Origin of the sequence: Hyphomonas sp. (assembly GCF_965284475.1) — a bacterium.
Classification (GTDB): Bacteria; Pseudomonadota; Alphaproteobacteria; order Caulobacterales; family Hyphomonadaceae; genus Hyphomonas.
Genome location: NZ_OZ260087.1, coordinates 626,396 through 637,987, shown reverse-complemented (window position 1 = coordinate 637,987; position 11,592 = coordinate 626,396). Strand labels below are relative to the sequence as shown.

Here is an 11,592-nt window from a genome sequence, read left to right as displayed (position 1 = left end):
TGGCACAATCCACCGATATGTCGTATCAGTAAGGTGCCGGCATAGGGGCAAGTGTAGATGGATATTGAAGCGATGGGCACATTGACGGCATTGGCCGCCAGCCTTGCTGTGGCCTTTGCGCCAACAACAGGGCAGCCAGCAGTTGGCGCGATGGACCAGATACTCGGTTCGGCCCGACCGGCCTCATCCATCGTACAGCCTTCGCCCGCACCAGTCGTCTCGCAAAGCCCGGCTGCCAGCCATAACGTGATTTCCCAGCCGCCTGTCTGCCGCATCCGCACGGATGATGAATGCTACCAGACGGCATCGGCCTGCCTGACGGCGCGCAGCGTGGGCGACCTGTACGGGGTCGACTGGCGCGAGGGCAAACCGGCCGTGGTGCGCAACCGGGACGACCTGTCGGACGCCGACGAAGAGCACGCCCGCGCCTGCGCAACAGACCTGCAGACCTGCCTCAGCAGAAACTGCTAGAGCCTAGCGGCGGCCGAAGAACTTGACCGCGCCAAGGAGGCCGGCAATCGCCGAGCCAAGTCCGCCGAGCAGCACGAACAGCGGATTGGCCTGATCGGCAAAGGCGATTGCGCGGTTGATGCCCGATACCTGCACCGTGACCGTGTCGCGAAACGTGCGCAGCGGCACGACCGAGTCCTGGTCAATGGCATAGATCTCGAACACGAGGTCATGGTCGCCTGCCGACAGGGGCATGACGGACCAGCGCCAGACATTTTCGGTCAGGGGCGACAGGGACTGGATGCCGGGCGACATGGGGACGATTTCGAAATTGGCGCCGCTGACGCGGGCCTCGACCCGGTCGGACACCCTGGCTTCGCCAGTGACGACATTGCCGCGGCCCGGCAGGGCATCGGCGGCGGTGTCATCGCCCGTCGCATCAATGGCGAGGGTCACGTCAAAGGCGCGCTTGTATTCAGCGGACGTTGGCGTCTCGTGGGCCACCGGTACGGTCTGCAGGGTTTCAAGGAAGGCGGCGGCGCGCGACTGCTGCGGCTCTGGCGCTGCGACGCCGGCGGATTCGGCGAAGGCCTCTGATGTGTCGGAAAATGCATCGAACGCCTCTTCGGTGTCGGCTGCAGAGAAGCCATCGTCGGCCGAAGCAACGGACGCGAGGTCGTCTTCGGCTGGTCCGCTGGCCAGGGAGCGCGTGCGCGGGCCCGACGCGCGGGCTGTTGGCCTGATGGGCGCGGCGTCCACTTCAGGCGGCGCTTCCATTGCGGCCACAGGCGGTGGCGGGGGCGGCGCGGAATCCGTCATGACTTCAGGCGCAGGCGCGGCCTCTTCAGGGGCCTCGCTCATCAGCACAGGTTCGCTTTCGACCGACATGGCCACGGGTTCGCGCGGGCGGAATTCTTCCATAAGGGCGGCGCCGCCAATACCGGCGATTGCGATACCGCCGAGCAGCAACAGGATGGAGATCAGTCTTAGCATCGCACGTGCTCCCGAATGGCGATTCCTCGCGTTAACCCTAGCAGAGCTTTACGCGGCTGGGAAACCTTCCCGGCTCGCTTCGTAGAACGCAATTGCGGCAGCATTGGACACGTTCAGGCTTTCCATGGCGGGGGAAATCGGGATGTGCGCGAGTTCGGCGCATGCCTTGGCAACTGCAGGTCGCAGGCCGGATCCTTCGGCGCCGAGCACGATGGCCACTTTCACTGTGTTCGCAACAGCATCCGCGAGTTTCCGCCGCCCGCCGCCGTCAAGCCCGACCGTGTGGTAGCCGGCCTCGCCGAGCTGTTCGAGCGCGCGGGCAATATTGACGACGCGGGCCTCTGCCACGGTTTCAACAGCGCCCACGGCGGCCTTGGCGACGACGCCGGTGACGGGCGGGGCATGGCGGGTCTGCAGGACAAGGCCGTTGAAGCCGAATGCCGCGGCCGACCGGTAGATCGCGCCGAGATTGTGCGGGTCGGAGACCTGGTCCAGCACGCAGATGCGGGAGACGCCTCTGTCGATCAGGTCCTCGAGGCTGGACGCGTTGAGCGGGGCGACCTTGATGGCGAGGCCCTGATGCACGGCGCCGGGCGGCAGGCGATTATCGAGATCCTTGCCAGGCAAAATTTCCGGCGTGATCCGTGCGGGGCCGAGCCGGGCGGCCGCGTTTTCGGTGGCCAGCATTTTGTGGATCGTGCGCGAGGGGTTTGCGAGCGCGGCCATGACGGCATGGGTGCCCCATAGCCAGCCTTCACCGTCGCCGCCGCCAGAGCGTTCGCGCGGGCGATCCTGGCGTGGCCGCGGCGATCCGTCCTGTCCGGCAGGCCCGTGTGTGTTTCGGCGTTTTGGATGGTTGCGCGCCATTTCTTTCGTCCCTATAAGGCCGTCTCCCGAAGCGGGTGGAGGAGACGGGTCTGCCCGTGCCTTTAGGCGGTTCGGGGCGACGGCGTCAATTATCGTGAGTCGCAGGCAGCCCTTGGAGGGGTGGCCGAGTGGTTAAAGGCAGCAGACTGTAAATCTGCCCGCATAGCGTACACAGGTTCGAATCCTGTCCCCTCCACCACTGTCTGTGCTATGGATGAGCGACATACCGGTTGCGGGTATAGCATAATGGTAATGCACTAGCCTTCCAAGCTAGCTATCTCGGTTCGATCCCGTGTACCCGCTCCAAGGTCTTCCCTTTCAATTCAGATGCGTGGCGTGGTTCTGCGTCGTCATATCCTGCCGGATGCGTCGGAATATGAGTTTCAGCATGCAACCTGTCAGGAAAAGGATGATGAACGCGAGGCGTTTCAGGTCTGACAGCGTGGCCGTTTCCGGCAGGGCGCGGCCGAGCTGCATCAGGGCGTGCGGTTGTGGATCGGGCAGGGTGAGCGCGCAGGCAGGGACCAGGGAGGTTTCGGCAGGGGCTGTGTTCCTGGCTGCGGCGTACATTGCGGGCTCCTTTCACTGCGTGTCTGCAATGAATAGAGGCTGCGCCCCGAATGCGGCGGGAAAGGAGAGGCTTTCAGGCCGGGACGGGATTTGTTTGGGGCGATTTGGTGCAGGGACCGGACGGGTCCGCTCCGACCGGAGTGGCTGCGCGTATATGTTATGGCTCATCAAAAGGCCCAGCAAACGGCGGGTGGCCTGAAGGGCGGGAGACCCGCCCGCGGCAAGCGGGCCACGTTGGGAGGGCTGCAGGATCGTTGCGGTCGGTGTGGTCAAGTTGGTGGGTCTAGCCGACGCGGTTTCTTACGCGGCTATGCCTGGGCACCGGGCGTGCGCCCGGTGGACACCGTGAGCCAGGCTGCGACTCTGGCCGGGGAGGTGGAGGCGAGCATGATCATAGCCCTGGCAAGTCAGCGGGACGTGTTGGTGCGCCAGATGCTGCCGGGCGTCGGCCCTTCTGCTGATGCCCGAGGACCAGATGTACCGGTTTCGGAGCATAGAGGCTTGCCGGATCGCCGGACAGGGTGGACGCGCGGTCTGCGCCGTGTGTGTACTCATGACGGAACAGGCGCAGGGGCCGCGCGAGTGGCTTGGCGCGGGCCGCAGGATTGGACTTGATCTGGCGCGCGGCGACGGCAAGGGTGCGCTCTGGACGGGGCCGCAGGAGATACAGGCCATGACATGTATGACGCGCCGGGCATTTGCCGCAACCGGCCTGACGGCTTTCGCAGCAGGGTGTGCGGGCGTGCCGACGGCCCAGCGGAAAGTGGCGATGAGGCATGTGCCGCCGGTGCGGGTGGATCCAGGGCGGATTGCGCGGGTGGATGTCGGACTGCGGCCCTACCGGCCGACCGGCTTTCGGGTCGAGCGAGAGATGCTGGGCGAGACGGCAATTATCCATAATTATGGCCATGGCGGAGGCGGGATCAGCCTCTCATGGGGCACGGCCCACCAGGCCGTGGAGGAGGGCTGGAACCCTGACGTGTCAGACTATGCCGTGCTGGGGGCAGGGATTGTCGGCCTGTCGACGGCCATGCTGCTGCTGGAGCGCGGTGCGAACGTGACGATCTATGCCAAGGCCCTGTCGCCGGAGACGACATCGAACGTTGCAGGCGGGCAATGGTGGCCGGCATCGGTCTACCAGGAGAGCCTGGTGGACGCGGCTTATATGGCGCGGCATGTGGCGGCGGCGCGGTTTGCTTTCCGGCGCTTCCAGCTGCTGGCCGGGCCGGAATATGGTGTGAGCTGGGAGATTAATTACGTCCTGTCGAATGAGCCGAAGCCGAACACGCCGGCGCCGGTCGGCCATCCGCTGCACGAATTCGTGGTCAACGCGCGCGACTATGCGCCAGGCGAGCTGAGCTTTGCCTCGCCCCATGCACGCAGCTTTGACACGATGATGGTCGACACGCCGTATTACCTGCGCGTGCTGGAGCGCGACATTCGCCTGCGCGGAGGCCGTATCGCGGTGAAGGCGTTTGACGATGTGTCGCAGGTGGTGGCGCTGCGGGAGTCGGTGGTGTTCAACTGCACGGGACTGGGCGCAGGAGCGCTGTTCGGGGACACGGGCATCATGCCTGCGCGGGGGCAGCTGGTAATCCTGCAGCCGCAGGCGGAGGTGGATTATAACATCCTAACTGGCGGTCATGCCTACATGTTCGGGCGGCGTGATGGTGTGGTGCTGGGCGGCACGTTCCAGAAGGGCAACTGGTCACTGGAGCCGAGCGCGGAGGACACGGCAATGATTATGCGCGAAAACCGCGCACTGTTCGTTGCTGTGGCCGGGACTTAATTCCCGGTACGGAAGGATTTTCGGCCGAAATAGGTATTCTTCGGTGCGTCATCATCTGTAGACGGTGTGTCTTCGGGCGGGTCTTCCTGCGCATCGGGCGCGGCCTCTGTTGCCGTTGCCTCGCCCGACATGATCTTGCGGATGTGGGCCGCGGCGGCCCCGGCAGTGGAGACTTCGTAATCGTCGACATGCTTGTCGAGGCGGCGGGCGAGCAGGCGGGCATGATAGGCGGAGAGGGATTTCAGCTCGCTCTCGAAAATATCCTGGCCAACGGCGCCGCGCAGGAAGATCATGTCGTCGCGTGTCTGCCCGGCGGAGATCATGAGCTTGCGTACGAGCAGGCCTGCCGCGGCAGCGAAATCCCTGTCGGCGAGCTTGCCGAAACGATCATTGTTCTCCAGCAGGGCGGCCAGCGCGCCAGCACCCCGGGAACCGGTCTGTCCACTCATTTCAGCCGCTCCTGCACTTCCTTCAGGAGCTTGTCGATAATGCCGAGCGCCTCGCCCGGCCATTTGGCGCTGAGGGTCGGATCCGGGCCAAGCTCTATCGGGTTGGTGGCAAAGCCGGTCTTCAGGGGGATCACCGTGTCGAACATCTCGAATTCGGCTTCCTTGGAATTGGCTGCATCGCGCATGGCCTGCAGCACGACCTGCTGGTGGGGCGTATTGTCGAACCTTGTGGCGAGCACGACCGGCAAATTGTTGATATCACGGTCGCGCAGGTTTTTCATGATGTCGCCGGTGAAAAGATCGAGGCCGAGCGTGGACATGAAATCCGGGATGGTGGGCACAATGATGAGGTGGCTGGCGGCGAGCACGCTTTCAGTCATCACCGAGATGCCAGGCGGGCAATCGCAGATGATGATGTCGTACTCCGATTTGATGAGGTCAAAGTCGTCGCGCAGGCGGCGGCCGACCTGGCCCTCAAGGGCCTGCATGGAATATTTCTTGGCGGTGAGTTCGTAGATCAGCTCGCGCTCTGTCTTGCGCAGGCGCGGGGAAGACGGGATCAGGTCCAGCGGCAGGGGCTTGCCATCATGGGTGACATCGCTGGCATTGGTGACGATGAATTCGGAGAGGCGCTTCTGTTCGCCGGCGAAGAAATTCTCCAGCAGCCAGTCGGATATTGTGGCGTAATCCGTGATGGCCTGGAAAAGATGTTCATCGCCTTCGTGGCCGTAAACGAGGAGAGACGCATTGGCCTGGGTGTCGAGATCGACCACGAGCGTGCGGCGCCCCGAGGCCGCATAGGCTTCAGCCAGGCTGACGCAGGTGGTTGTCTTGCCGACACCGCCTTTCGAGTTCGCGATCGAGATCACGCGTGCCGACATTCTGCTAGCTCCTCTTGCCCCTGTCACAAGGGCGGCACAAAGCAGATTTGGCCGGGCATGGCTATTGCCGGAAGTGGAAAAAAACAGGGCATGGACCGCTATTTCCTTCAAGTTTCCAGTATAATGCCCGGTGTTTGCTTGGAAAAAATCTCTTTCTTTCGACCGTTATGCTGGCAGGGGTAAGTCCACTGCATCGAAACACATTCCACGGAAAAAGAGGTGCGGCATGGATTCGGGATGGCCGCACAGGTCAGTGGCTTTCAATCGGGACCGGAACATCCTAACTCTGTGCAAAGCTGACTGAATCTGTTCTGGAAGGAATATCCGCCCTTGGCCCTTGATCCCTATAGCGTGCTTGGCGTCCCGCGCACCGCGAGTGAGGCCGAGATCAAAAAAGCCTATCGCAACAAGGCGAAAGCCCTGCATCCTGACTTGCATCCCGACGATGCCAAGAAGATGGAGGAGTTCAAGCGCGTGTCCCAGGCCTGGGACATTATTGGCGACAAGGAAAAGAAGGCGAAATTCGACCGGGGTGAGATTGATGGCGACGGCAACCCGGCCGGGTTTCCGGGCGGGGGACCTGGTGGTGGACCGGGCGATGCGTATCGCTGGGAATCGCGGGGCCGCAGCCCGTTCGATGGCGCGCAGGGCGACCCTTTCGAGGAGATTCTTGGTGGCATGTTCGGCGGCGGGCGCCGGCGCAATCCCGGGCCGCAAAAGGGCCGGGACATACGATACCGCGTGGAGATTTCCTTCGAGGATTCCGTAACCGGTGCACGGCGGCGCATGACTATGGCCGATGGCACGGCGCTGGACGTGAACATCCCGGCGGGCATAGAGTCCGGCCAGTCACTGCGCCTGAAAAGCCAGGGGCAGCCTTCGCCGAATGGCGGCGCGCCGGGCGACGCGTTGCTGGAACTGGAAATCCGGCCGAGCAAGATATGGGAACGTGACGGCAAGGACCTGCGCATGACCGTGCCGATCAGCCTGCAGACGGCTCTGCTTGGCGGCAATGTTGAAGTGCGGACACCGTCCGGGCCGGTGACATTGAAAGTGCCGCCGGGATCCAATTCAGACGCGCAACTGCGCCTGCGTGGCAAGGGCGTGCAGGGAAGTGCGCCCGGGAACCTCTACGCGCGGCTGAAAATCGTCCTGGATGATCCGGCTGACCCCGGTCTCAGGAAGTGGGCAGAAGGCCGGTCAAAATAGCAACCGGTGTCAGGCGGCGGTAAGAGAATTACCGAAGGCTGACATTGCCGCGCGATCTGCCATCGGTTCGGGCCGGGCGATGAGATAGCCCTGCAATTCCTCGCAGCCGAGCATTGCCAGGGCCAGCGCCTGGGCTTCGGTTTCGACACCCTCAGCAACGACCGGGATCCGGAGCGCATGCGCGAGGTGGATGATGGCCTCGACAATCGCACGCGATTTGCGATTGACATTCATTGAGCTGACGAAGGAGCGGTCGATCTTTATCCGGTCGAACGGGAAGGTCTGGATATAGCTCATCGAGGAATAGCCGGTGCCGAAATCATCAAGGGCGATCTGGACACCCATCGCCTTGAGTTCGTTCAGGATGGCAATCGCGAGCGACTGGTTCTGGATCAGCGCTGTCTCGGTGACCTCGAATTCAAGGCGCGACGGTGTGATCCCGGTTCCCCTCAGGGCCTGGCGGACATGATCGACAAGGTCCGGGTCAAGGAATTGCCGCGCGGAGAGATTGACCGAGACAGAGATGGTTTCGTCCCAGCTGCGGGCTTCTTCGCAAGCTGCCCGGATTGTCCAGTTGCCGATCTGGTTGATCAGCAGGCTTTGCTCCGCAATTGGAATGAAAAGGTCAGGATCGACCAGGCCGCGATCCGGGTGGTTCCAGCGGATCAGGGCTTCGCGTCCGAGGACGGCTCGTGTGCTGCTGCAGACCTTGGGCTGGTAGTACAGTTCGAACTGTCCGAGGAGCAGGGCCTGATGAAGCTCGCGTTCAAGACCCCGTCTTTGCTCGAGTTCGAGATGCAGCGGAAGATCATAGAACCGGACCTGGCCGCGGCCGGACTCCTTGGCGGCGTAAAGCGCCCGGTCGGCTGAGGTGAGGATTCGTGTCGGACCGCCGCTTACAGGAACGCCGACGGAGATACCGATGCTGGCACCGACACCGAGTGTGCGCTGTCCAATCTGCAGCGGGGCTGAGATCGCCGACAGGATGGATTCCGCTGCGGTCCTGATCTCGGCCTTGCCCTGGCGTCCCAGCAGGATGACGGCGTATTCGTCGCCTCCGAGCCGGGCGACCAGGTCGCTGTGACGAACGCTGGACTTGATCCGTTTGGCGACGGTCTTCAGCAGGAGGTCACCAGCCCTGTGGCCGAACTGGTCGTTCACTTCCTTGAACTCATCCATGTCGATGATCAGCACGGCGAGATTGTCGGCCGGGTCCGGACTTTTGCGAATGGCGGATGCGAGCGCCAGATTGAACGCCACACGATTGGCGAGCCCGGTCAGCGGATCCTGATAGGCAAGGGCCCGTACCCGGGCTTCGTTGCGCAGGCGCTGGGTGAGATCGCGCACGGCGAAGACGTTGAAGGCGCTCGCTTTGTCGTGGAAGGCGCGGCAGTTGATATCGACAATGATCTTGCGGCCATCGGACAGGAGAAGCGGGCGCTCGCCGAAATCATGATTATCGCACGTCGGGATGTCGCAGGCGTCTTCAAGCTGCATGACCTGGAAAATGTCAGAGCCGCGCAGATCATCGCGCGACGTGCCGAGAATGGATTCTGCTGCCTTGTTGGCATCGATGATGCGCCCTTCCGGGGACACGATGAACAGCGCTTCGAGTGCCGAATCCGCCAGAAGGGCAAGTTTGCGGTTCTCGCTGGTGCGCACGTCCTGGACGGCCGTATCCAGCCCGGCAGCCAGCGCCGACACGATGAGGATGGCGCCGAACCCGATGGCGATGAAGAGGCTTACGCCGCCTGTGCCGAGTGTCCAGGCAGGATCGCTGGACCCGTCAATCGGAACCATGGTCGTTCCGGAGGCGCTGACGAAGTGAATTGAGAGCACGGCGGCCATGCAGGCGAACCATGCGAGGAGGTTGCGCATGTTCCGGTCGCTTTTCGTGACGAGAAGATAGGTCATGCAGAAGCTGACGAAGCCCATCGCAATGGCGACGAGGACAGTTGCGGGGTCATATGTGATCACTGCTGAGGCGTGGAGCGCGCTGACGCCGAAGAAGTGCATGCAGGTGACGGTGACGGTGGCGATGGCGGCGCTGGCAATCCGGCTATTGGTGCTCTTGTTCACGGACAGAAGGTGCGTGACTCCGACGAAGCCGGCCACGGAGATGAGGGGGGTCAGAAGCGTGATCCAGCCGTCAAAGACAACGGGGAATCCCGGACGATGGCCAAGCAGCGCGATAAAATGCGTCGCCCAGATGCCAAGACCCATCACAACGCCTGAAGCTGTCACCCAGATGCGCTGCAGGCGCACCGAAATGGCGGCCTGGCTGCGGTGGAACACGATAAGCGTACACAAGGTGCCAAAGCCCAATACGAACATGGCCATCAACATGTGCGCGAAATCATGCTCGTTCGTGATGCAGTTGAAAACCTGGCGCATGGGGCTGTGAACAATCCGGTTCTGTATATTTATATACAGAAGACGATTAGATGGTTACCAAATTGACAACCTGGCTGTTGACTGTGCGGTCGTCCTTGGATCTTCAGGGTTGAAACGGAGGTTCGGTTTGGGGACTGATCTGCCTGCCCCCCCCCCGTGGGGTGATGCATGAGAGGGCGGACTGGCCCTAGGCTGCTGGCCGACATGATGATTCGAGGGGAAACGATGAAACGATATCTGTTCTTGCTGCCGCTGGCGGCGCTGGGTGCGTGCGCAGAAGGTGAAGCCGTTGAGCCAAAGGACCCATGCGCGCAGATTTCCGCCATCATGGCGGCCCGGGCTGAGGATGAGCCCTTCACCAGCCTGCGAGGCGATCCGCGCATGCTGGGAGACGAGCCGCTGCCCGATGCGTGGGAGTCGAACGAGACCCTGCTGGACAGCGCCTGCAGGCTGGGCGCCATGCGCGGCTTCTTTGGCGGCAACACGGATATCTTCACCTATTCCTGCACCCTGTTTGAAGCGGGCACGATGAACCAGGAATCAGACGGCGAACTGGCCAGAGCTGCGTATGAGGAGGCCGTCAGCACGGCTGAGGCGTGTCTGGGAGACGCCTGGACGACCCAGGCCGTGTCGGAAAATGCGCAATACGAGGTCTATGGTAAAACGACATTCAGGCCGGTTGTGCCGGAAGAACAGGTGGGCGACTTCAAGGCAGACCCCCTCTACGTGGAAATGATGTTTTCCCGGTTCACAGGCGGGCGGGGCGGCAAGTCGGGCTGGGAGGTGACACTCCAGGCGCAACAGCAGACCCGCGCGAACTGATTCGGCCCGCGCGTCGTGATTTCCAGCCCGGGCTGGCGCCTTCGACCTGAATAAAACTGTCTGTCCGCGTTCACTTCACATTCAGGGCTTTCGGCCTATACGCTGGGCCCATGAAGCGGATTTTTGCCTCTCTTGCAGCCTTGGCACTGCTGTCGACCGGACCTGCGGCTGCGCAGGGCTGGGGCGATTCCTTTTCGCCCGGGCAGGCGCGCGACGCCGTGCGTGACGGCAGGACCGTGCCGCTGAGCCGCATATTCTCCATGCTCAAGCAGCAATATGGTGGCTACCAGCTGGGCGCCGACCTTGTGTCGAAACGGAGTGGCGGGGCGGAATACCACATTGACTGGATGACTGCGGACGGGCGCAAGATGCGCTTTGTTGTGGATGCCCAGTCTGGCGCGATCACAGATCGTCGCGGCGCCTGATTCATGTTAACCCGTTCTACGGAAGGTAATCTCCATGCGTATCCTGGTCGTTGAAGATGACGTTGACCTGCGTCGCCAGCTGGCAGACGTGCTGTCCCAGTCCGGCTATGCCGTGGACCTTGCGGCAGATGGCGAGGACGGACATTTTCTCGGCGATACCGAACCCTATGATGCGGTGATCCTGGATCTGGGCCTGCCCAAGATGGACGGCGTGAGCATCCTGAAGAAATGGCGCGCCGACGGGAAATCCTTCCCCGTGCTGATCCTGACGGCGCGTGACCAGTGGAGCGAAAAGGTGGCGGGCTTTGATGCCGGCGCCGACGATTACCTGTCCAAGCCCTTCGTGACGGAAGAATTGCTGGCGCGCCTGCGGGCGCTGCTGCGCCGGGCGGCCGGGCATTCCGCCGCCACGCTGGAAGCCGGCAAGCTGATGGTCGACACGCGCGCGGCGCGGGCCATGGTGAATGGCGAGCCGATCAAGCTGACGGCCCACGAGTACCGCGTCCTGTCCTATCTCATGCACCATCAGGGGCGGGTCGTGCCACGCACCGAACTGGTCGAGCATATCTATGATCAGGACTTCGACCGCGACTCCAACACGATTGAAGTGTTCATCGGGCGCCTGCGCCGCAAGATCGGCGTTGACCGTATCCAGACCGAGCGCGGCCTTGGCTATCGCCTGATCGTGCCGGAAAACGAGGCGCGCGTTGCAGGATAGGCATCTGGCGTGCCAGACCGTGTGA

12 protein-coding genes and 2 tRNA genes are annotated in these 11,592 nt (G+C 62.7%); 8 read left to right on the top strand and 6 right to left on the bottom strand.

Features of this window, described 5'->3' with window-relative positions:
- Positions 1-57 precede the first annotated feature (57 nt).
- Entirely contained in the window at positions 58-471 is a 414-nt protein-coding gene (locus tag ACQ66M_RS02960; protein ID WP_430401741.1) for a hypothetical protein, read from the top strand.
- Positions 472-474: 3 nt separating this feature from the next.
- Here ACQ66M_RS02960 and ACQ66M_RS02955 read toward each other — a convergent pair whose 3' ends face one another.
- Positions 475-1,443: a hypothetical protein gene (locus ACQ66M_RS02955; protein WP_430401739.1), complete on the bottom strand. Its 969-nt coding sequence runs from the start codon at positions 1,441-1,443 to the stop codon at positions 475-477.
- Positions 1,444-1,491: 48 nt separating this feature from the next.
- A complete protein-coding gene (locus ACQ66M_RS02950) occupies positions 1,492-2,310 on the bottom strand; it encodes a TrmH family RNA methyltransferase (protein ID WP_430401737.1) in 819 nt (272 codons plus the stop codon).
- Positions 2,311-2,424: 114 nt separating this feature from the next.
- Between ACQ66M_RS02950 and ACQ66M_RS02945 the strand changes: the two genes are divergently transcribed.
- Both ACQ66M_RS02945 and ACQ66M_RS02940 read left to right on the top strand, forming a co-directional pair.
- Positions 2,425-2,509, top strand: a tRNA-Tyr gene (locus ACQ66M_RS02945).
- A 33-nt stretch (positions 2,510-2,542) separates the two neighbouring features.
- Positions 2,543-2,616 (top strand) — tRNA-Gly (locus ACQ66M_RS02940).
- Positions 2,617-2,628: 12 nt separating this feature from the next.
- On the opposite strand, the gene ACQ66M_RS02935 is transcribed toward ACQ66M_RS02940, so the two are convergent.
- Complete coding sequence (locus tag ACQ66M_RS02935; protein ID WP_430401735.1) at positions 2,629-2,880, bottom strand: hypothetical protein; 252 nt, start codon at positions 2,878-2,880, stop codon at positions 2,629-2,631.
- A 460-nt stretch (positions 2,881-3,340) separates the two neighbouring features.
- Between ACQ66M_RS02935 and ACQ66M_RS02930 the strand changes: the two genes are divergently transcribed.
- A complete protein-coding gene (locus ACQ66M_RS02930; protein WP_430401733.1) occupies positions 3,341-4,669 on the top strand; it encodes an FAD-dependent oxidoreductase in 1,329 nt (442 codons plus the stop codon).
- Here the strand turns inward: ACQ66M_RS02930 and ACQ66M_RS02925 are convergent.
- Positions 4,666-5,118 (bottom strand): hypothetical protein, encoded by a 453-nt coding sequence (locus tag ACQ66M_RS02925; protein ID WP_430401731.1) that lies wholly within the window; start codon positions 5,116-5,118, stop codon positions 4,666-4,668. The genes ACQ66M_RS02930 and ACQ66M_RS02925 overlap by 4 nt on opposite strands.
- A complete protein-coding gene (locus ACQ66M_RS02920; RefSeq protein WP_430401729.1) occupies positions 5,115-5,999 on the bottom strand; it encodes a ParA family protein in 885 nt (294 codons plus the stop codon). The genes ACQ66M_RS02925 and ACQ66M_RS02920 overlap by 4 nt, the downstream gene beginning before the upstream one ends.
- Positions 6,000-6,329: 330 nt before the next feature.
- Here ACQ66M_RS02920 and ACQ66M_RS02915 point away from each other — a divergent pair, with 330 nt between their 5' ends.
- Positions 6,330-7,208, top strand: coding sequence for a DnaJ C-terminal domain-containing protein (locus ACQ66M_RS02915; RefSeq protein WP_430401727.1), 879 nt, complete (start codon positions 6,330-6,332; stop codon positions 7,206-7,208).
- A 9-nt stretch (positions 7,209-7,217) separates the two neighbouring features.
- On the opposite strand, the gene ACQ66M_RS02910 is transcribed toward ACQ66M_RS02915, so the two are convergent.
- Positions 7,218-9,602: a bifunctional diguanylate cyclase/phosphodiesterase gene (locus ACQ66M_RS02910; protein ID WP_430401725.1), complete on the bottom strand. Its 2,385-nt coding sequence runs from the start codon at positions 9,600-9,602 to the stop codon at positions 7,218-7,220.
- A 225-nt stretch (positions 9,603-9,827) separates the two neighbouring features.
- Here ACQ66M_RS02910 and ACQ66M_RS02905 point away from each other — a divergent pair, with 225 nt between their 5' ends.
- From ACQ66M_RS02905 to ACQ66M_RS02895, 3 genes are all read left to right on the top strand, one after another.
- The gene (locus tag ACQ66M_RS02905) at positions 9,828-10,424 is read left to right on the top strand and encodes a hypothetical protein (protein ID WP_430401723.1); all 597 of its coding nucleotides are present in this window, start codon (positions 9,828-9,830) and stop codon (positions 10,422-10,424) included.
- 110 nt (positions 10,425-10,534) lie between these two features.
- Positions 10,535-10,849, top strand: coding sequence for a PepSY domain-containing protein (locus ACQ66M_RS02900; RefSeq protein ID WP_350171175.1), 315 nt, complete (start codon positions 10,535-10,537; stop codon positions 10,847-10,849).
- A gap of 34 nt (positions 10,850-10,883) precedes the next feature.
- On the top strand, positions 10,884-11,567 hold the full coding sequence (locus ACQ66M_RS02895; RefSeq protein ID WP_350171176.1) for a response regulator transcription factor: 684 nt from the start codon (positions 10,884-10,886) through the stop codon (positions 11,565-11,567).
- The last annotated feature ends 25 nt before the right edge of the window (positions 11,568-11,592 follow it).

Excerpts from the sequence above, each read along its gene's own strand:
- ACQ66M_RS02960 (WP_430401741.1), top strand. The coding sequence starts at position 58 with ATGGATATTGAAGCGATGGGCACATTGACGGCATTGGCCGCCAGCCTT.
- ACQ66M_RS02955 (WP_430401739.1), bottom strand. The coding sequence starts at position 1,443 with ATGCTAAGACTGATCTCCATCCTGTTGCTGCTCGGCGGTATCGCAATC.
- ACQ66M_RS02950 (WP_430401737.1), bottom strand. The coding sequence starts at position 2,310 with ATGGCGCGCAACCATCCAAAACGCCGAAACACACACGGGCCTGCCGGA.
- ACQ66M_RS02935 (WP_430401735.1), bottom strand. The coding sequence starts at position 2,880 with ATGTACGCCGCAGCCAGGAACACAGCCCCTGCCGAAACCTCCCTGGTC.
- ACQ66M_RS02930 (WP_430401733.1), top strand. The coding sequence starts at position 3,341 with ATGCCCGAGGACCAGATGTACCGGTTTCGGAGCATAGAGGCTTGCCGG.
- ACQ66M_RS02925 (WP_430401731.1), bottom strand. The coding sequence starts at position 5,118 with ATGAGTGGACAGACCGGTTCCCGGGGTGCTGGCGCGCTGGCCGCCCTG.
- ACQ66M_RS02920 (WP_430401729.1), bottom strand. The coding sequence starts at position 5,999 with ATGTCGGCACGCGTGATCTCGATCGCGAACTCGAAAGGCGGTGTCGGC.
- ACQ66M_RS02910 (WP_430401725.1), bottom strand. The coding sequence starts at position 9,602 with ATGCGCCAGGTTTTCAACTGCATCACGAACGAGCATGATTTCGCGCAC.
- ACQ66M_RS02905 (WP_430401723.1), top strand. The coding sequence starts at position 9,828 with ATGAAACGATATCTGTTCTTGCTGCCGCTGGCGGCGCTGGGTGCGTGC.
- ACQ66M_RS02900 (WP_350171175.1), top strand. The coding sequence starts at position 10,535 with ATGAAGCGGATTTTTGCCTCTCTTGCAGCCTTGGCACTGCTGTCGACC.
- ACQ66M_RS02895 (WP_350171176.1), top strand. The coding sequence starts at position 10,884 with ATGCGTATCCTGGTCGTTGAAGATGACGTTGACCTGCGTCGCCAGCTG.